Annotated in this window: 17 protein-coding genes; 2 read left to right on the forward strand and 15 right to left on the reverse strand. The window is 70.0% G+C overall.

Features of this window, described 5'->3' with window-relative positions; all coding sequences use genetic code 11:
* Positions 1-16: 16 nt before the first annotated feature.
* The 13 genes from ACAM42_RS11245 to ACAM42_RS11305 form a co-directional block, all read right to left on the reverse strand.
* A complete protein-coding gene (locus ACAM42_RS11245; protein ID WP_369632049.1) occupies positions 17-859 on the reverse strand; it encodes a substrate-binding domain-containing protein in 843 nt (280 codons plus the stop codon).
* 48 nt (positions 860-907) lie between these two features.
* Positions 908-2,827, reverse strand: coding sequence for a molybdopterin biosynthesis protein (locus tag ACAM42_RS11250; protein ID WP_369632050.1), 1,920 nt, complete (start codon positions 2,825-2,827; stop codon positions 908-910).
* Positions 2,824-4,077, reverse strand: coding sequence for a gephyrin-like molybdotransferase Glp (gene glp, locus ACAM42_RS11255; RefSeq protein ID WP_369632051.1), 1,254 nt, complete (start codon positions 4,075-4,077; stop codon positions 2,824-2,826). Before glp ends, ACAM42_RS11250 begins: the two co-directional genes overlap by 4 nt.
* A 151-nt stretch (positions 4,078-4,228) precedes the next feature.
* The gene (locus ACAM42_RS11260; protein WP_095744480.1) at positions 4,229-4,618 is read right to left on the reverse strand and encodes a hypothetical protein; all 390 of its coding nucleotides are present in this window, start codon (positions 4,616-4,618) and stop codon (positions 4,229-4,231) included.
* A complete protein-coding gene (locus ACAM42_RS11265; protein ID WP_369632052.1) occupies positions 4,615-5,871 on the reverse strand; it encodes a formate dehydrogenase subunit gamma in 1,257 nt (418 codons plus the stop codon). Before ACAM42_RS11265 ends, ACAM42_RS11260 begins: the two co-directional genes overlap by 4 nt.
* A gap of 12 nt (positions 5,872-5,883) precedes the next feature.
* Positions 5,884-6,135: a hypothetical protein gene (locus ACAM42_RS11270; RefSeq protein ID WP_082817975.1), complete on the reverse strand. Its 252-nt coding sequence runs from the start codon at positions 6,133-6,135 to the stop codon at positions 5,884-5,886.
* On the reverse strand, positions 6,132-6,752 hold the full coding sequence (fdh3B, locus tag ACAM42_RS11275) for a formate dehydrogenase FDH3 subunit beta (protein ID WP_062470938.1): 621 nt from the start codon (positions 6,750-6,752) through the stop codon (positions 6,132-6,134). The genes ACAM42_RS11270 and fdh3B overlap by 4 nt, the downstream gene beginning before the upstream one ends.
* A 9-nt stretch (positions 6,753-6,761) precedes the next feature.
* Positions 6,762-9,737, reverse strand: a complete 2,976-nt coding sequence (locus tag ACAM42_RS11280) for a formate dehydrogenase subunit alpha (protein WP_354347845.1) — start codon at positions 9,735-9,737, stop codon at positions 6,762-6,764.
* A 9-nt stretch (positions 9,738-9,746) separates the two neighbouring features.
* Positions 9,747-9,974 carry a hypothetical protein gene (locus ACAM42_RS11285; RefSeq protein ID WP_062470944.1) on the reverse strand — a complete coding sequence of 76 codons (228 nt, stop codon included), beginning with the start codon at positions 9,972-9,974 and terminating at the stop codon, positions 9,747-9,749.
* Between the two features lie 198 nt (positions 9,975-10,172).
* Positions 10,173-10,790 carry a molecular chaperone gene (locus ACAM42_RS11290; protein WP_369632053.1) on the reverse strand — a complete coding sequence of 206 codons (618 nt, stop codon included), beginning with the start codon at positions 10,788-10,790 and terminating at the stop codon, positions 10,173-10,175.
* Positions 10,787-12,865 carry a 4Fe-4S binding protein gene (locus ACAM42_RS11295; RefSeq protein WP_369632755.1) on the reverse strand — a complete coding sequence of 693 codons (2,079 nt, stop codon included), beginning with the start codon at positions 12,863-12,865 and terminating at the stop codon, positions 10,787-10,789. The genes ACAM42_RS11290 and ACAM42_RS11295 overlap by 4 nt, the downstream gene beginning before the upstream one ends.
* Positions 12,825-13,448 (reverse strand): DUF3306 domain-containing protein, encoded by a 624-nt coding sequence (locus tag ACAM42_RS11300; protein ID WP_369632054.1) that lies wholly within the window; start codon positions 13,446-13,448, stop codon positions 12,825-12,827. The genes ACAM42_RS11295 and ACAM42_RS11300 overlap by 41 nt, the downstream gene beginning before the upstream one ends.
* Positions 13,441-14,031, reverse strand: coding sequence for a DUF3305 domain-containing protein (locus ACAM42_RS11305; protein ID WP_159277698.1), 591 nt, complete (start codon positions 14,029-14,031; stop codon positions 13,441-13,443). Before ACAM42_RS11305 ends, ACAM42_RS11300 begins: the two co-directional genes overlap by 8 nt.
* An 82-nt stretch (positions 14,032-14,113) precedes the next feature.
* On the opposite strand from ACAM42_RS11305, the gene ACAM42_RS11310 reads away from it, so the two are divergent.
* Positions 14,114-15,025 carry a formate dehydrogenase accessory sulfurtransferase FdhD gene (locus ACAM42_RS11310; protein ID WP_369632055.1) on the forward strand — a complete coding sequence of 304 codons (912 nt, stop codon included), beginning with the start codon at positions 14,114-14,116 and terminating at the stop codon, positions 15,023-15,025.
* A 15-nt stretch (positions 15,026-15,040) separates the two neighbouring features.
* Here the strand turns inward: ACAM42_RS11310 and ACAM42_RS11315 are convergent, their stop codons facing one another.
* Together ACAM42_RS11315 and ACAM42_RS11320 are read right to left on the reverse strand one after the other, a co-directional pair.
* Positions 15,041-16,063, reverse strand: a complete 1,023-nt coding sequence (locus tag ACAM42_RS11315; protein WP_369632056.1) for an alpha/beta fold hydrolase — start codon at positions 16,061-16,063, stop codon at positions 15,041-15,043.
* Positions 16,064-16,431: 368 nt separating this feature from the next.
* Positions 16,432-17,172 (reverse strand): response regulator, encoded by a 741-nt coding sequence (locus ACAM42_RS11320; RefSeq protein WP_062470956.1) that lies wholly within the window; start codon positions 17,170-17,172, stop codon positions 16,432-16,434.
* Between the two features lie 193 nt (positions 17,173-17,365).
* On the opposite strand from ACAM42_RS11320, the gene ACAM42_RS11325 reads away from it, so the two are divergent.
* On the forward strand, positions 17,366-17,785 hold the full coding sequence (locus tag ACAM42_RS11325) for an organic hydroperoxide resistance protein (protein WP_369632057.1): 420 nt from the start codon (positions 17,366-17,368) through the stop codon (positions 17,783-17,785).
* The last annotated feature ends 46 nt before the right edge of the window (positions 17,786-17,831 follow it).

Below are 17,831 nucleotides of genomic sequence, written 5' to 3' on the forward strand. Positions count from 1 at the left end.
TCGACCGGCGCGCCGTTCACTGGCCCGCGTTCGGGAAGAAGAGCTGCTCGCCGCCGATCTTGTACGCGGCAATGGCGGCCTGCCCGTCGCGCGACACGACCCAGTCGGAGAAGGCTTGCGCCAGGTCTTTCTTCACGTGCGGGTGCCTGGCCGGGTTCACGACGATCACGCCGTACTGGTTGAACAGCTGCTTGTCTCCCTCGACCACGATGCCCAGGTCGGCGCGGTTCTTGAAGTTGAGCCAGGTGCCGCGGTCGGACAGCACATAGGCATTGGTCGACGCCGCGATGTTGAGCGCCTGGCCCATGCCGCAGCCGCATTCCTTGTAGCCGGCCGGCTTGGCGGCGGCCAGGTCGATGCCGGCCAGCTTCCACTGGCGCAGCTCGGCCGCATGCGTGCCGCTCTTGTCGCCGCGCGAGACGAAGGCGCCGCCCGTGGTGCCCAGGCGCTTGAGGGCCGCCGCGATGTCGTTGCCGCGCAAGCCGGCCGGGTCGGACTTGGGCCCGATCAGCACGAAGTCGTTGTACATGACCGCGCGGCGCGGCAGGCCGAAGCCTTCGGCGACGAACTTCTCTTCGGCGGGTTGGTCGTGCACGAACAGCGCGTCGGCGTCGCCGCGGCGCGCCATGTCCAGTGCCTGCCCGGTGCCCACCGCCACCACGCGCACCTCGGTGCCCGATGCTTTGGTGAACTGCGGCAGCAGGTGCTTGAACAGGCCCGACTGTTCCGTCGAGGTGGTCGAGGCCAGCACGATGAACTTGTCCTGCGCGTGCGCCATCGGCGCGAGCAGCGTGCCGGCGAGTGCACCAGCGAGCGTGCCACCGAGGGCGAGAAGGGTGAAGCGTCTGCGCGAAGCCATCGTCATCGTGTCAGTCCTCGAGAGTGAAAGAAAGAAGCGGTTCGGCCATCAGGCGGCGGCATCGACGCGAAAGCCCAGCCGGCCCAGCGCCTCGCGCGCCACGGCCGATTGCAGCAGCGCAATGAAGGCCTGCACCGGCGCGCGCGCAAGCCGTGCCTGGGGCACCACGAAGTCGTAGCGTTCCTCCTGCACGGGAATGAAGCCCAGCCCGTACTGCCGCGCGACCGTGTCGATGGCCAGGCCCCAGTCGGCGCGCTGCTGCGCCACGGCCACCGCCACCGCGTTGTGCGACTTGGTCTGGACGCCGTAGCCGGGCGGCTGCGCGCCGCCGAGCAGGCGGTCGATGAGGATGCGCGTGCCGCTGCCGGCGTTGCGGTTGACCATGGTGCAGCCGGGCTGCGCGGTCGCGGCGGCGATGGCCGCGGCGGCGTCCAGGCCCTCGAAGCGCGTGTCGCCGGGGCGATGGACCACGCCCTGCATGCGGCCGTAGCCCGTCACCAGTTCGAGGCCCGGCGTGAGCAGCGGCCGGTTGTAGACGCCCGTCGCCGGGTCCATCAGGTGGATGCCGGCCACGTCGCATTCGCCGCGCTTGGCGGCCATCAGCCCGCCCGTGCTGCCCACGTTCATGGCTTTGATGCGGATGCCCTGGCGCATCAGCTCGCCGGCCAGCCAGTCCAGGCCCACGCAATGGCTGCCGATGAAGATCAGGTCGGCGGCGTCCAGTCCCTGGCCCAGCAGCTGCACCTGCACGGGGGCGCCGGCATCGACGATCTCGGTGTGCTGGCCGATGGTGATGAAGCCGTCGGCGCTGCTGAAGGTGGTGACCGAGCCCGAGCCCTTGCCCATCGGGTAGGCGGCCACGCCGTCGTTGGTGGGCACCAGGCCCACCAGCAGGTACTCGGTGCGGCCGCGCTCGGAGTTCACGCGCATCGGCAGCGTGGCCGCCACGTGCGCATGCCGCTGCGGCGGCCGGCCCGCGAAGGCGCGGATCACGGGCGCGAGGAACTCGTGGAAGGTGAAGACCGCCGAGGTCGGAAAGCCCGGCAGGATCACGACCGGCTTGCCGCCCGTGACCGCCAGGCACACCGGCTTGCCGGGCTTGAGCGCCACGCCGTGCGCCACCACGCCCGGGTCGCCGAGGGCGGCCACCACACGGTACGACAGGTCGCCTTCGCCTTTGGACGTGCCGCCCGAGAAGACGACGGCGTCGCATGCCAGGCCCTGCGCGAGCGCGGCCGACAGCAGCGCCTCGTCGTCGGGGATCACGCCCAGGGGCACCGGCTCGCCGCCCAGTTCCTCGACCGCGGCGCCGATGATGGCGGCGTTGGAGTCGTACACCGCGCCCGTGGGCAGCGGCGCACCGGGCGCGACGATCTCGTTGCCGGTGGAGAAGATGGCGACGCGCGGCTTGCGCCACACGGCGACCTCGGCCAGGCCCAGCGCCGCGAGCACGCCGATCTCGCGCGAGCTGAGCACCTGGCTGGCGCGCAGCACGGTCTCGCCGCGCGCGATGTCGGTGCCGGCGTAGCTGACGTTCTCGCCGGCCGTGGCTGCGCGGCGCACCTGCACGTTGCCGTCGTCGAGGTCGGTGTGTTCCACCATCACCACCGCGTCGGCGCCGCGCGGCAGCATGCCGCCGGTGGCGATCGCCGTGGCGTGGCCGGGCGTCACTTCGCGCTGCGGCACGATGCCGGGCGCCAGCGTCTCGCCCACGAGGGCCAGCGCGCGGACCTGTTCTTCCATCGCGCCCCAGGTGTCGGCGGCCTGCACGGCAAAGCCGTCGACGTTGGAGCGGTCGAAGCCGGGCACGTCGATGGCGGCCACCGCGTCGTCGGCAAGCACCCGGCCCAGCGCCGCGTGCAGGGGAACGGTCTCGCGGCCCAGCGGCGCGAGGCGCAGGTGTTCGCGGAAGCGGCGCTCGGCCTCGTCCCGCGTGACGACATCGAGAAATTGCGATTGGGCTTTCACAGGCACTCGTACAGATGAACAGTGACGTCGGTCCCGGGCCCGAAGCCTTCGCTTTCGGCGGGGGCGATCACGAAGCCGTCGGCGCGCGTGGTCGAGCTCAGCACCGAGGCGCCCGAGAGCGCGAGCGGCTCCACGCCGTCGGCGCCGATCTTCACGCGCACGTAGTCGACGCGCCCCACCTGCGAGACGATCTTGCGCGCCACGGTGGCGCGCGTGCGCGGGTAGGGCCAGTCGGCGGGCCGGCCGCCGAGCAGTCGGATCGCACGCCCGGCAAAGAAGTCGTAGGCGCACAGGCAGGAGACCGGGTTGCCCGGCAGCAGGAACACCAGCGTGTCGCCGATGCGCCCCATGCCGGCCGGGCTGGAGGGCCGCATCGCGATGCCGTGGATCGCCAGTTCGCCGAGCTCGGCCAGCAGGCGCGGCGCGTGGTCCTCGGCGCCCACGCTGGAGCCGCCGGAAATGAGCACCACGTCGGCACCGGGCGCGGCCAGTGCCTGCGCGATGATTTGCGGGTCGTCGCCCAGGCGCTGGTGCGACTCGAGCAGGCCGCCGTCGCGCGCCACGAGGCCGCGCAAGGTCACGGAGTTGGCGTCGTAAATCTCGCTCGGGCCCTTGGGCGTGCCGGGCGCGCGCACCTCGTTGCCGGTGACGAGCAGCCGCACGCGCGGCCGGCGCACCACCTGCAACTGCGCCAGGCCCAATGAAGCCGCCAACCCCGCATCCTGCGGGCGCAGGCGGCGGCCCGCGGCCAGCGCGGTGCTGCCGCGCGCGATGTCCTCGCCGACGTGGCCCACGTGCTGGCCCGGCGCGACGGCGCGCGTGATGGCCAGGCGCCCGTCCTGCTCGCTTGCGTATTCGGCGGGCACCACGGCATCGAGCCCGCGCGGCACCGGGGCGCCGGTCATGATGCGGATGGCGGCGCCCGCGGGCACCTCGCCTTCGAAGGGACGGCCGGGCGAGGCGTGGCCGGCGATCGGAAATTCGAGCGGGTTGTATTCGCCGGCCCCCGTGGTCTCGCCGCCGCGCAGCGCATAGCCGTCCATGGCCGCGCGGTCGAACTCGGGCACCGCGATGGGCGCGATCACCTCCTGCAGCAGCACCCGCCCCGTGGCCTCGTCGACGGCCACGGATTCACCGGGCAGCAAGGGCGTGTGGGCGTCGATCCAGGCGAGGGCGGTGGGCACCTCGGCGCGCTGCGTGAAGCCGCGCATACGCACATCGGTCGAGGCAGTTCGTTCGGGTGTGGGCATCGGGGCCAGTATAGAAGTTGGAGGTCGCCGGCGTGGTCGGGCATGGCACCCGACAGCCATGCAGAAGGCGGCCGTGCCGGACCTTGCCGGCGGGCCATTTGCGGTCGGCTTTTCTTCAGCCACGTCCGCGCACGCGCGGTGCGTCGCCGGCTTACTTCTTGGGTGCGGGGTTCGTCTGTGCCGAGGTCTGGTTCGAACTCGGCGGCGACGCGGCCGTGGGGGCCGGGGAGTGGGCGCCCGATGCTTCGATGGGCTTGGTTTCAACCTTGGGGGCGGCGGCGTAAGGCCCCGGGTCCACGCAGGGCGGCGTGGCCACCGCGGCCGGTGCCGGCTTGCCGGCGGCCTGTGCGCTCGCGCGGTACTTGGCGGCGACCTGGTCCTGTGACTTGCACAGCAGGTAGCCGTCGGTCTTGGCGCTCCACGCGGTGCGGGCCGCGGCCTCGGCGGCCTTGGCCTGCGCTTCCGGCGTGGGCGGGGGGAGCTTGGCGACAGCGGAGGTCGCAGCGAGTGCGCACAGGAGAAGGGTCAGCGTGTGCTTCATGCGGAGGTTCCTTGCTGCGCCGTCGCCGGCCGTGCGGGCTCGGGTGCGCCGGCCGGTTGCGAGCGCTGCGCGGGGATCTTGCCGGCCTGGATGTCGTCGTACCAGAGCTTGTGGTGCTCGCGCGCCCAGGCCTCGTCGACATAGCCTTCGCGCATCGCCTTGTAGGCGCCGTCCATGCCCAGCGTGCCGATGTAGATGTGGCCCATGATCATCGCCATCATGAGCAGCGTGGCCACCGCGTGCACCATGTGCGCGACCTGCATCTCGCCGCGCGTGTAGACGAAGCCGGGCAGCAGCTTGTCCAGGAACAGGCCCGAGGCGATGACGATGCTGCCCAGGAACAGCACGCCGCCCCAGAACACCGCCTTCTCGCCGGCGTTGAAGCGGTGCGACGCGGGCTCCTTGCCGCCGAACAGGCCGCCGCCGTGCCGCAGCCAGGTGAAGTCGTCCTTGCTCGGCCAGTTGCTGCGGATGAAGGTGAAGATCATGAACAGCGTGGTCACCACGAACAGCGGCCCCACGAAGTTGTGCACGGTCTTGAGCACGTAGGCGAGCCAGCCGAACAGCGCGCTGCCCAGCACCGGCAGCAGGAAGAACTTGCCGAAGGCCATCACGATGCCCGAGATCGCGAGCGTGACGAAGGCCAGCGCGTTCGACCAGTGCGTGGCGCGCTCGAAGGGCGTGAAGCGCTCGATCTTGCGGCCGGTTTCGGTGCCGTGCAGGCGGATCGGCCCGCGCGTGAAATAGAAGATCGCCAGTGCCAGCAGCGTCACGAAGAGCAGCGCCGCGCCGTACGGAATGATCCAGTCGTTGCGCACCTGCCGCCAGGCCTCGCCCGCGTTGGTGAAGCGCGAGCCCGGGTACTGCACGAAGCGCTGGATCAGGTTGCCGGCCTCGGGCGCCTGGCTCACCGGCAGGCTGCTGTAGCCGGTGACGCCGCCGCTCACCTGGCGCCACATCGGCGCGTTGTTGCCGGGCTGCACCTTGTTGCGCTCGCCGTTGGTCTGGTTGAGGTAGTTGGGATCGGCGCTGGCCTCGGGCTTGACGTCGAAGATGTTCTGGCTGCGGATGCCGCCCTCGGCCTTCGGTGCCGCTGCGGTGGCTGCGGCAGGCGAAGCAGGCGCGGGCGCCGCGGTCACGGCGCCGCTCGCGGCCGGGGTGGCCTCCTGGGCCGGCGCCACCGCCGCCCAGCCCAGGAGCGCGGTCGCCAGCAGCGCGTGGAACGCGTGCCTGGTGCGAATGGTGACGCTCATGCGGCCTCCGGTTCAGTTTTCTCGGGTGTACTCGTTCTGGCCGTTGGAGCGCGTCTTGATCTGCTGCTCCCACGCCGTCTTGTCGCCCACCTTCCAGCCGGGCGCGGTGAAGGCGGTGCCGGTGTTGGCCTGCGTGCCCGTGCCGCTCCAGGGCACCGCGTCGTGCTTGACGCCCTCGGCGTTCGTCTGCGGCTTTTCGCTGCAGGCCGCCAGCAGCATCGCGCCCGAGGCGAGCGCGACGAGCATCACGACCGCGCGCTTCACTTGGTGCCTCCGGTGGGCGGCGTGCCGGCCTGCTGCGAGCCGTAGGCCGTGCCCCAGCCCCAGACCTCGGCGCCCGTGCCGCGGTGCACGACGCGGGTGCGGAAGATGTCGGCCACCACGTCGCCGTCGCCGGCCAGCAGGGCCTTGGTCGAGCACATCTCGGCGCAGGCCGGCAGCTTGCCTTCGGCCAGGCGGTTGCGGCCGTACTTCTCGAACTCGGCTTCGGAGCCGTTGGCTTCGGGACCGCCGGCGCAGAAGGTGCACTTGTCCATCTTGCCGCGCGCACCGAAGGTGCCTTGCGAGGGGAACTGCGGCGCGCCGAAAGGGCAGGCGTACGAGCAGTAGCCGCAGCCGATGCACACGTCCTTGTCGTGCAGCACCACGCCTTCGTCGGTGCGGTAGAAGCATTGCACGGGGCACACCGCCATGCAGGGCGCGTCGGAGCAGTGCATGCAGGCGACCGAGATCGATTTCTCGCCCGGCAGGCCGTCATTGAGCGTGACCACGCGGCGGCGGTTCACGCCCCAGGGCACCTCGTTCTCGTTCTTGCAGGCCGTGACGCAGCCGTTGCACTCGATGCAGCGCTCGGAATCGCAGACGAACTTCATTCTTGCCATGGTGATTCCTTATGCTTTCTCGATGTTGCAGACCGTGGTCTTGGTCTCTTGCATCATGGTGACGCTGTCGTAGCCGTAGGTGGTGGCCGTGTTGATGGCCTCGCCGCGCACGATGGGCGCCGCGCCCTTCGGGTAGTAGGCCAGCAGGTCTTCGCCCTGCCAGCGGCCCGAGAAGTGGAAGGGCATGAACACCGTGTCGGGCCCCACGCGCTCGGTCACGAGGGCCTGCACGTTGAGCTTGGCGCCCGTGGGCGTGTGCACCCAGGCGCGCTCGCCGTTGCGGATGTTCTTCTCGGCCGCCACCTTCGGGTTGATCTCGATGAACATCTCCTGCTGCAGCTCGGCCAGCCAGGGGTTGGAGCGGGTTTCCTCGCCGCCGCCCTCGTACTCCACGAGCCGGCCCGAGGTCATGATGTAGGGGAACTTCTCGGCGATCTTGTCGGCGATGTTCTTCTGCTGCACCGTCTTGTAGAGCGTGGGCATGCGCCAGAAGGCCATCTTGTCGTCGTGCGTCGGGTACTTGGCGACGAGGTCGGGGCGCGTGCCGTAGATCGGCTCGCGGTGCTGCGGGATCGCGTCGGGAAAGTTCCACACCACCGCGCGCGCCTTGGCGTTGCCGAAGGGGTGGCAGCCGTGGTTCTTCATGAACACGCGGATCATGCCGCCCGAGCTGTCGGTCTTCCAGTTCTTGCCCTCGGCCTTGGGCTTCTCGGCCTCGGTGAGTTCGTCCCACCAGCCCAGCTTCTTGAGCAGCAGGTGGTCGAGCTCGGGGTAGCCGGTGGTGATGTCGGCGCCCAGCGAGTGGGAGCCGTCCTCGGCCAGCAGGTTCTTGCCGTTGCGCTCCACGCCGAAGTTCGCGCGGAAGTTGCCGCCGCCGTCCATCACGTGCTTGGACGGGTCGTACAGGTTCGGCGAGCCGGGGTGCTTGAGCTCGGGCGTGCCGTAGCAGGGCCAGGGCAGGCCGAAGTAGTCGCCCGAGATGTCGTAGCCGTTGACCTTGTCCTTGACCGCCCCCTTGGCCCGCAGCGTGCGCACGTCGAAGGCGGCCATGTTGCGCATGTGCGCCTGCAGCCGCTCGGGACTCTGGCCCGAGTAGCCGACGGCCCAGCAGCACTTGTTGATCTCGCGCAGGATGTCGTCGGGCACGGGCTCGTCCATGCCCTTGACCTTCTGCATCTTGTAGTTCTTGCTGAGCTCCTTGCCGAAGCCCAGGCGGTCGGCGAACTGCTGCATGATCATGTGGTCGGTGCGGCTTTCCCACAGCGGCTCGATGACCTTCTCGCGCCACTGGATCGAGCGGTTCGACGCCGTCACCGAGCCGCTGGTCTCGAACTGCGTGCACGCGGGCAGCAGGTACACCGCGCGGTTCGCGTTGGCGTCCTCGGGCCGGCCCGGCATCGCGGCCATGGCGGCGGTGGCCGAGGGGTACGGGTCGACCACGACCAGCAGGTCGAGCTTGTCCATGGCCCGCTTCATCTCGAGGCCGCGCGTCTGCGAGTTGGGCGCATGGCCCCAGTAGAAGACGCCGCGCAGGTTCGAGTCCTGGTCGATGAGCTCGTTCTTCTCGAGCACGCCGTCGATCCAGCGCGACACCGTGATGCCGGGCTTGCTCATCATCGCGGGCGAGGCGAAGCGGCCCTTGATCCATTCGAAGTCCACGCCCCAGGTGGCGGCGAAGTGCTTCCACGAGCCTTCGACCAGGCCGTAGTAGCCCGGCAGCGAATCGGGGTTGGGGCCGACGTCGGTCGCGCCCTGCACGTTGTCGTGGCCGCGGAAGATGTTGGTGCCGCCGCCCGAGGTGCCCACGTTGCCCAGCGCCAGCTGCAGGATGCACGAGGCCCGCACGATGGCGTTGCCGATGCTGTGCTGCGTCTGGCCCATGCACCACACCACGGTGCCGGGGCGGTGCTCGTGCAGCATGGTCGCGACCTTCAGCACCTGCGCCTCGCTCACGCCGCAGGCCTCCTCGACCTTGTCCGGCGTCCACTTGCTCATGACTTCCGCGCGCACTTCTTCCATGCCGTAGACGCGGTCGTTGAGGTAGCGCTTGTCTTCCCAGCCGTTCTTGAAGATGTGGTGCAGGATGCCGAACAGGAACGCGATGTCCGAGCCCGAGCGGATGCGCACGTACTCGTGGGCCTTGGCCGCCGTGCGCGTGAAGCGCGGGTCGACCACGATCATCTTGCAGCCGTTTTCCTTGGCATGCAGCATGTGCAGCATGCTCACGGGGTGCGCCTCGGCCGCGTTGGAGCCGATGTACATCGCGATCTTCGCGTTGCGCATGTCGTTGTACGAATTGGTCATGGCGCCGTAGCCCCATGTATTCGCCACGCCCGCGACCGTGGTCGAGTGGCAGATGCGCGCCTGGTGGTCGCAGTTGTTGCTGCCGAAGAAGCTCACGAACTTGCGCAGCAGGTAGGCCTGCTCGTTGCTGTGCTTGCTCGAGCCGATCCAGTAGATGGCGTCGGGGCCGCTGGCCTTGGTGAGTTCCTTCAGCTTGGCGGTGATCTCGTCGAGCGCGGTGTCCCAGCTGATGCGCTCGTACTTGCCGTTCACGAGCTTCATCGGATAGCGCAGGCGGTACTCGCCGTGGCCGTGCTCGCGCAGCGCCGCGCCCTTGGCGCAGTGCGCGCCCAGGTTGATGGGCGAGTCGAACACCGGCTCCTGGCGCACCCACACGCCGTTCTCGACCACTGCGTCGGACGCGCAGCCGACCGAGCAGTGCGAGCACACGGTGCGCTTCACTTCGATCTTGCCGGCGCCGATGGCCGTGGGCCGGCCGTCGGCGGCCTTGGCCTTCTGGATCAGCGTGAGCTGGCTGGCCGCCAGGCCCACGCCGACGCCCAGGCCGGAGCGCCGCAGGAAGGCGCGCCGGTCCATGGTCGGCAGGGCGTTCGCGAGACCGCGCCGCAGGCTGTGAACGAAGGGCGACGCGTCGGAGGTCCGCGAGCTCGCGGTGCCTGGGGATTTTCTGGTCAGAAGCACGGGGTCTCCTCAGGCTGACGTGGTGGCGTAGTAACGCTTGACGTGTTCGCTCAGGGAATAGCCGCCGCCGTTTTCGGGCGGGGGCGGCAGGGAAGGCGTGGCGGCGGCGACGGGCGCTTCGGTCGCCACCTTCGGCAGCGCGGTGACGGCCACCGCAGCGGCGCCGGCGGTGGCGGCACCGATGAAGAATCCGCGGCGGGAGGCCGGCTTGATGCCGGTGTTTTGGCTGTCCTGCATATTGACTCCAGGAGTGGCTGGGCGCGACGAGAGAGGGGAAACCCGGTCGGCCTTGTGGATACTAGACCAGCAACAAGGTGTGAGCAACCTGAATACCCCTCGCATTCGTTCGCCTCAGAAGGTGTGAATGAATCCGGCGTGGCCGAGGGGGCGCGCCTGGGCGGGATGAGTGGACATGGCGGGTTCGTTCACACCTTCTCAGTCCAGCATGTCGAAGGCCTGTGCCTCGACGTCGACGAACGCGCGCGTGAAGGCGGCGAGCGCCGCGTAGAACCGCGCCTTCGGATGCTGCAACACAGCATCGCACAAGGCGGGCAGCCACGGCTGGATGTGTCTGGAGAACATCGCCTGCTGCTGCGTGAGGTTGGCCACCGCCACGTCCTCGCCGGCGATCAGGTAGCGCATGACCTCGAACAGGCAGGCGATGTGGTCCTCGGTTTCGTAGGTGGTCTCGGTGCGCGCCAGGCCCAGCTTGTCGAGGTCGTGGCGCAGCTGCACGAGCGGCTTGTCGTTGAGAAAACCGCTCAGGTAGTGCGAACCGAACAGGAAGACCTCGGGCTTGCCGATGCCGCCGAAGAGCGCGTCGTATTCCTCGTGCGCGGCGGCCGCGTCGGTGTCGCGCGCGATGCCGACCAGCTGGCGCCACGGCTCTTCCAGGAAGGCGCCCGCGGCCGGCGCCTCGGTGGGCGCGACCTGGAAGGCTTCCAGCAATTCGGCATCGGGCGCGGCGTACCACAGGCGCGCGAGCAGGCCGTAGAGCTCGGCCCGGGCCACCTCCTCGTCGAGCGCGGAAGTGGCGGGAAAGGTCTGGCTCATAGCGGGGCGATCTTCACTTCGTTGGTGGCGCTGTACAGGTCGATGACGCGGCAGTCGCTGCACATCTTGAGGCGCTCCAGCGCCTCGCCCTGGAACATGGCGTGCCCGGCCAGCTTGCCGAGCATGGCCTCGATGGCCTTTTGCGTGCCGAAGGGCTTGCTGCAGCGGATGCAGGCCCAGGGCTTGGCCTCGTTCAGCAGCACCTGCTGCTTGCGCTCGGGCGCGGCCAGCAGGCGCGGCACGAGCGAGACGGCGTCCTCGGGGCAGGTGGTTTCGCACAGGCCGCACTGCACGCAGTTCTTCTCGATGAAGCGCAGCTGCGGCGCGCTCTGGCTGTCCAGCAGCGCACCTGACGGGCAGGCGCTGACGCAGGCCAGGCACAGCGTGCACTTGTCCTTGTCGACCGCGACGGCGCCCAGCGGCGAGCCCGCCGGCAGCGCGAAGGCCAGCGGGGTCTCGGCGGGGGCCTGGAGGGCAGGGGCCGCGCCCATCAGATGGTCCAGCGCCATCTCGAGCCGGTCGCGCTTGTCGGCGCCGACGGCGAAGCGGGCGGCCGTGGCCGGCACGCGCTGCGTGGTCGTGCGCAGGCCGGCCAGCGCGGCGTCCAGCGCGGCGGGCGAGTCGGCCTCGATCACGTGAAAGTGCGTGCCGGTGTAGCCCAGGCCGAGCAGCAGCGCCTGCGCGACGTCCCTCTGTTGCTTGAGCGCAGCGAGGTACTGCGGCGCCTCTTCGCCGGTGCACAGCACCGCGACCTGCGAGGCGCCGAAGGCGACGGCGCTCAGCCACAGGTCGATGCCGGTGCTGGCCGCATGAAAGAGGTCGACCGGCATCACGCGCGCCGGCACGCCCTGGGCCTTGCCCAGCTGCGCCTGCCGGCCGAGCTGCTCGAGCAGCGCCTGGCCGCCTTCCTGGCTGTGCAGCAGCAGGGCCGCATCGCGCCCGCCCGCCGCGGCATAGGTGCTGAGCAGCTTGCGCAGCTTCAGGCCCTGGTCGGGCGCGCGCGGGTAGGTGTAGCCCAGCGCGCCCGTCGGGCACACCGTGGTGCAGGCGCCGCAGCCGACGCACAGGTTCGGGTTGACCACGATGCGCTGGCGTTGCGGGTCGCTGCTCACGGCATGGGCCGAGCACACCTCGACGCAGGCGTTGCAGCCGACCACCTCGTTGCGGCTGTGCGCGCACAGCTTCTGCTTGTAGTCGAAGAACTTGGGCTTCTCGAATTCACCCACCAGCTCGCGCAGGCGCAGCAGCGTCTGCAGGCCCTCGGCCTGCGCGACGCCGCCGGGCAGATGGAAGTAGCCCTGCGGCGGCGCGTGCCAGTCGATCTGCGGCGCGACGCCGAGGTCGAGCACGAGGTCGAAGGCCGCGTCGAGCGCCTGCGGCTCGCGGCTGAAGTTGATGGCGCCGGCCACGCTGCAGGCGCGCTCGCAGTCGCGGTGCGAGGTGCAGCGCGCGTTGTCGATCTGGTAGTCCAGCCCGATGGCCTGCTCGGGGCAGGCGACCACGCAGGCGTTGCAGCGGGTGCACAGGTCGAGGTCGATCGCGTTGTCGCGCGTCCAGCGCAGCGTGAAGGCGCCGAGCCAGCCGGTGAGCGAATCGATGCGCCCGGCGATCACCGGCCAGCGGCGCGCCTGGACGCCACCGTCTGCACCGGGGCCCTGCGCGAGCAGGGTGACGTCGAGCGTGTCGCCGACCAGCGCCGCGGCGCGCTCGGCCGCGTCGAGCGGGCCGATGATCAGCAGCCGGCCCTGGCTGGTGTAGGTCACGGTCGAGACGGGGTCGGGCTCGGGCAGGCTGGCGGCGGCCAGCAGCGCGGCGATCTTCGGCATCGCGCTTTTCGCGTCGCGGCTCCAGCCGCCCGTCTCGCGGATGTTGATGAAGCGGATCGGCGAGGTGGCGTTGGGCGTCTGCGTGGCGAGCTCGCCGAACAGCCGTTTTTCCTGGGTGCAGGCCACCACGACGTCGTCGCCGGACTGGATGGCGCGCTGGAAGGAGGTCGCCTCGCGGCGGCACAGCGACGAATGCAGCGGGAGGGTTTCAGCCAGTGCCGCGCCGAGCGTCTTCGGCTCGAGCGGCATCGTCTGGTTGCAGTCGCAAATCAGCGTGGTGGTCATCGGTTTCTTGGCTGGCGGGTTGCATCGCGGCAACCGGCGGGCTGGGAAGCGTTTCGGAACCCTGGGACTGTGCCACGTCCGACGTTTCGGCGTCGTCGGGGGTTTCCGGGGGAATGTCTTCGGGGTCTTCGTCGAAGAGCTTGAGGAACTTGGCGCTGGCCATCTGGCGCAGCACGCTCTCGGGCACGGGGGTGGACTGGGAGTAGTCGTCGACGTAGGTGTCCAGGCCGTCCATCACATTGAAATGCGGATCGGCAAAGAGCTTGCGGAAGGCCGCGTTCTTGACCTCGGGCGCGACCTGCTTCGTGAGAAAGGGCTTGAAGTCGGAGCCGATGTCGAGCGCGTCCACGTCCGCAAGCGTCAGCGGCGGCGCGGTGTCCTGATCGCCTTCGGCGGCGGGGGGCTCGGCGAGCGCGGCGGGGGCTGGCACTGGCGCTGGCGCCGCAACGGGTTCCACCGCCGGCAGGGTCTTTTCTTCCACGGCGGCCTCGGCCGCGCGCACCTCCTGCTTGCGGCGCGACCAGCGTCCCAGGAAACCCTCAGACATCGCCCGCGCCCCGCCCGCGCTTCTTCTCGGTCGTCACGCTCGCGGCGTTGCCGAAGCGGTCGACCAGCGAGCGGAAGCTCTCGGGCCGACGGCGGCGCTTGGGCTCGACCACGTAGTGTTCATCGACGAAGGCGCGCACCCAGTCGACCACCTCCGCCGGCGCCGGCACCTGTTCCACGGTTTCCTGCGCGTCGAGCCAGCGGCCGGCCTCGTAGTAGCTGAGCGTGACCACCACCGGGCGCGGAATGGGCAGCGGCGCGAGCGTGGGCTCTTCGTCCATGCGCCACAGCACGAACCAGCACGGGGTCGGCGTGATCGCGTTGAGGTGGTAGCCCTCGGCCTCGTCGCGGTACAGCTCGACCTTGAAGCCGGGGTGCAGCCAGTGCTGCTCGCCGTCGTCGTCGCGCAGGAGGCGCGGTTCGGTGCCGAAGCCGGGCTCGTCGGGCAGCACGCTATCGAGCGTCCAGCGCCAGGGCTGCCAGTGGCTCGAGGGGCCGTGCAGGCGCTCGCGGCGCATGACCACCGCGACGTCGAGCGTCGGGCGGCCCGTGGGCGCGGTCGCGGGAGTGTCCGAAGAAGGCATGAACGAACCATAGCCGATGGCGCGCCCGTTCGCGAGCAGTACCCCTTCGAGCTCCGCTCGCAGCGGTGGCGTAGGATTCCGCATGGCCCCACGTGAAGACGACGCAGAAGACGAGACACCGCTGGCTTTCGATGCGGTCCCGCTGCCCCGGCGCGCGGGTGCGCCGCGCCTGAACCCGGCGCGCGGCCCGCTGCTGCGCCGCATCGAGATCGTCGACCAGCACGGCGAGCGCCGCGACATCGACATCCCGGCGGAGCGGCCGTTGACCGTCTTCGTCGACAAGCGCGAACTCGTGACGCTGATGACCCTGGGCGCCGCGCCCGAACTGCTGGTGCTGGGCTACCTGCTCAACCAGGACCTGGTGCGGCACGCCGACGAGGTCGAGAGCATCGACGTCGACTGGAGCGTGGAGGCGGCCGCCGTGAAGACCCACCGCGGCATCGCGAACCTCGCCGAAAAAACCGCGCACCGGGTCGTGACCACCGGCTGCGGACAAGGCACCGTCTTCGGCGACGCCATGGCGCAGATCGGCGCCGTGCGGCTGCCGGCGGCGCAGTCGGCGCGCATCGCGCAGGGCACGCTGGCGCGCATCCTCGAACAGATGAAATCGCGCAACAGCGTGCACCGGCACGCCGGGTCGGTGCACGGGTGCGCGCTGTTTCGTGGCACCGAGATGCTGGTGTTCGCGGAAGACGTCGGACGGCACAACGCCATCGACACCATCGCCGGCTGGATGGCGGTGCATGGCATCGACGGCGGCGACAAGGTCTTCTACACCACGGGCCGCCTGACGAGCGAGATGGTGATGAAGTCGGCCCACATGGGCGTGCCGATCGTCGTCTCGCGCAACGGCGTCACCGCGATGGGGCACGAGTTGGCCACCCAGCTCGGCATGACCCTGTTCGGCCGCGCGGCCAACCGCCACTTCCTGTGCTACTGCGGGTTCGAGCGCTTCGACGCCGAGCCGCTGGCGCAGGCGCTCGCCGCCGACTGAGGGGGCGTGCGCGGCTTAGCCGCGCGCCACGTCGATCACCGCCTTCGCGAACGCCTCGGGCGCCTCCTGCGGCAGGTTGTGGCCGATGCCGCCGCTGACCAGCCGGTGCTCGTAGCGCCCCGAGAACTTCTTCGCATACGCGCCGGGTTCCGGGTGTGGCGCGCCGTTGGCGTCGCCTGCGAGCGTGATGGTCGGCACGCCGATCAGCGGCGCCTGGGCGAGCCGGTTCTCCAGCGCCTGGTACTTCGCCTCGCCCTCGGCCAGGCCGAGGCGCCAGCGGTAGTTGTGCACCGTGATCGCCACGTGGTCGGGGTTCTCGAAGGCGACGGCGCTGCGCTCGAAGGTGGCGGCGTCGAAGTTCCACTTCGGCGAGGCGAGCTGCCAGATGAGCCTGGCGAAGTCGTGGCGGTTCTTCTCGTAGCCCGCGCGGCCGCGCTCGGTCGCGAAGTAGTACTGGTACCACCACTGCAGCTCGGCCTGCGGCGGCAGCGGCGCCTTGCCGGCCTCCTGGCTGCCGATGAGATAACCGCTGACCGACACCAGCGCCTTCACGCGCTCGGGCCACAGCGCGGCCATGATGCACGCGGTGCGCGCGCCCCAGTCGCAGCCGGCCACGGTGGCGACGGGGATCTTCAGGGCATCCATCAGCGCGACGATGTCGACGGCCACCGCCGACTGCTGCCCGTTGCGCGGCGTGTCGGCCGACAGGAAGCGGGTGGTGCCGTAGCCACGCAGGTACGGCACGATCACGCGAAAGCCCGCGGCGGCCAGCTGCGGCGCGACGTCGACGAACATGTGGATGTCGTAGGGCCAGCCGTGCAGAAGAATCACCGGCGCGCCGTCGGCCGGGCCGGCTTCGTAGTACCCGATGCGCAGGCTGCCGGCGTCGATGCTTTTGAGGGGTTCGAGGCGCCGGGAGCTGCCTGTGCTGGCGGACTGGGCGAAGGCGGGAACGATCGACGTGAGCTGCGTGGCGGCGAGGCCGAGTGCGGCCTTGCCGAGGAACGCGCGGCGTGGCAGCGAGGGGGAGGCGGTCATGGAAATCTCCTGGGATTCGAAGGGGGACGGCGCGATTGTTCGGGGCGAAACCCACCTGCAGATCGGCTTGTGTATGCCTCTGTATCCGCGCCGGTTCCGGCCACACTAAATTTCAAACGCAGGCGAGCGAAGGCACCTCGACGAAACGTGGTGTGTCGATGTCGGGCCGGGATACACAGGCATACGCAATGCCCGTTGCGCGGTGAGAAGGCGGCCAACAATCCGCCCGTCATCCACTCATCGCCCGAAGGAAATCCCCATGACGCGCCCTCGCGGATTCAAGAAGCTCTGGTTCGCGCTGCTGTTCTTCGCGGGCGGCCTGGCGCACGAGGTGCGCCACCCGACCCAGTGCCAGAGCGTGGCGTCGGTCAGTCTCTCGCTTCGACCGCCGAAGCGAGCACGTAGCCTTCGCTGCGCACGGTCTTGATGTAGCGCGGCTCGCGCGCGTCGTCGCGCAGGCGCTGGCGCAGCCGGCTCACGAGCAGGTCGATGGAGCGCTCGAAGAGCTCGGCCTCGCGCCCCTGCGTCAGGCTCAGCAGCTGGTCGCGGCTGAGCACCTTCTGCGGGTGGTCCAGGAACACGCGCAGCAGCCGGTACTCGGCGCCGCTCAGCGCCACCATCACGCCGGCGTCGTCGATCAGGTGGCGCGCCACCGTGTCGACCTGCCACTCGCCGAACCCCAGCTTCTGCGAGGGCTCGACGGTGCCCATGTTGGGCGGCAGCATGCGCGTGCGCCGCATCACGGCGCGGATGCGCGCCAGCAGCTCGCGCGCGGAAAAGGGCTTGGCCAGGTAGTCGTCGGCGCCCATCTCCAGGCCCAGGATGCGGTCGGCTTCCTCGCTGCGCGCGGTCAGCATGAGGATGGGCGTGGCCTTGTACTTGCCGGTGCGCAGGTCGCGGCACAGCGTGAGCCCGTCTTCGCCGGGCAGCATCAGGTCCAGGATGATCAGGTCGAAGGGCCCCGACGCCTCGAGCGCGGCGCGCATGTGGCGCCCGGTGGGCACCGCGACCACGCGCAGGCCGTTCTTCACCAGGTAGGTGGTGAGCAGTTCGCGGATGTCCCGGTCGTCGTCGACGATGAGGATGTGGTCGGAGGTCTTGGGCGTCATGGCAGGGAAGGCGGTGGCGGCACGGCGCCGCAGCCGCAATGTAGCGTTCCCGGGCCGCGCCGGCAGCGGCCGGTGAAACGTAGTGTGTGGGTTTCCGGCCCAGATACACAGGCATACAGAAGGCGATCCGGCAGGGGGCGGGCGGCCCAACAATCCGTGCGTTTTCCAACCACCCTGCATCCAAGGAACCTTCATGACCCGCATCGACAAAGTCCTCTACACCGGCAAGACCCACACCTCCTCGGGTGGCCGCGACGGCGAGGCGCGCAGCTCCGACGGCCGCCTGGACATCAAGCTCTCGTCGCCCGGCAGCGCCGGCGCCGGCACCAACCCCGAGCAGCTGTTCGCGGCCGGCTGGTCGGCCTGCTTCATCGGCGCGATGGGCAAGGCGGCCGGCAAGATGAAGGTCGCGCTGCCGCCCGACCTGGCCGTGGATGCCGAGGTCGACCTGGGCACGGCGGGCGGCGAATACTTTTTGCAGGCGCGCCTGAACGTGAGCCTGCCGGGCCTGGACCGCGAGGTGGCGCAGGCCCTCACCGAGGCCGCGCACCAGACCTGCCCCTATTCCAAGGCGACCCGAGGCAACATCGACGTTGCCATCCACCTGGTGTGAGCCCGCTGCGCTGATGACGCATCGCCACGCCGCCTGACGAAGAAGC

Origin of the sequence: Variovorax sp. V35, from assembly GCF_041154465.1 — a bacterium.
GTDB classification, from domain to species: domain Bacteria; phylum Pseudomonadota; class Gammaproteobacteria; order Burkholderiales; family Burkholderiaceae_C; genus Variovorax; species Variovorax boronicumulans.

Coding starts and splice junctions, on each gene's coding strand:
- ACAM42_RS11245 (WP_369632049.1), bottom strand. CDS start 859: ATGGCTTCGCGCAGACGCTTCACCCTTCTCGCCCTCGGTGGCACGCTC.
- glp (WP_369632051.1), bottom strand. CDS start 4,077: ATGCCCACACCCGAACGAACTGCCTCGACCGATGTGCGTATGCGCGGC.
- ACAM42_RS11260 (WP_095744480.1), bottom strand. CDS start 4,618: ATGAAGCACACGCTGACCCTTCTCCTGTGCGCACTCGCTGCGACCTCC.
- ACAM42_RS11265 (WP_369632052.1), bottom strand. CDS start 5,871: ATGAGCGTCACCATTCGCACCAGGCACGCGTTCCACGCGCTGCTGGCG.
- fdh3B (WP_062470938.1), bottom strand. CDS start 6,752: ATGGCAAGAATGAAGTTCGTCTGCGATTCCGAGCGCTGCATCGAGTGC.
- ACAM42_RS11285 (WP_062470944.1), bottom strand. CDS start 9,974: ATGCAGGACAGCCAAAACACCGGCATCAAGCCGGCCTCCCGCCGCGGA.
- ACAM42_RS11290 (WP_369632053.1), bottom strand. CDS start 10,790: ATGAGCCAGACCTTTCCCGCCACTTCCGCGCTCGACGAGGAGGTGGCC.
- ACAM42_RS11295 (WP_369632755.1), bottom strand. CDS start 12,865: ATGCCGCTCGAGCCGAAGACGCTCGGCGCGGCACTGGCTGAAACCCTC.
- ACAM42_RS11300 (WP_369632054.1), bottom strand. CDS start 13,448: ATGTCTGAGGGTTTCCTGGGACGCTGGTCGCGCCGCAAGCAGGAGGTG.
- ACAM42_RS11305 (WP_159277698.1), bottom strand. CDS start 14,031: ATGCCTTCTTCGGACACTCCCGCGACCGCGCCCACGGGCCGCCCGACG.
- ACAM42_RS11310 (WP_369632055.1), top strand. CDS start 14,114: ATGGCCCCACGTGAAGACGACGCAGAAGACGAGACACCGCTGGCTTTC.
- ACAM42_RS11315 (WP_369632056.1), bottom strand. CDS start 16,063: ATGACCGCCTCCCCCTCGCTGCCACGCCGCGCGTTCCTCGGCAAGGCC.
- ACAM42_RS11320 (WP_062470956.1), bottom strand. CDS start 17,172: ATGACGCCCAAGACCTCCGACCACATCCTCATCGTCGACGACGACCGG.
- ACAM42_RS11325 (WP_369632057.1), top strand. CDS start 17,366: ATGACCCGCATCGACAAAGTCCTCTACACCGGCAAGACCCACACCTCC.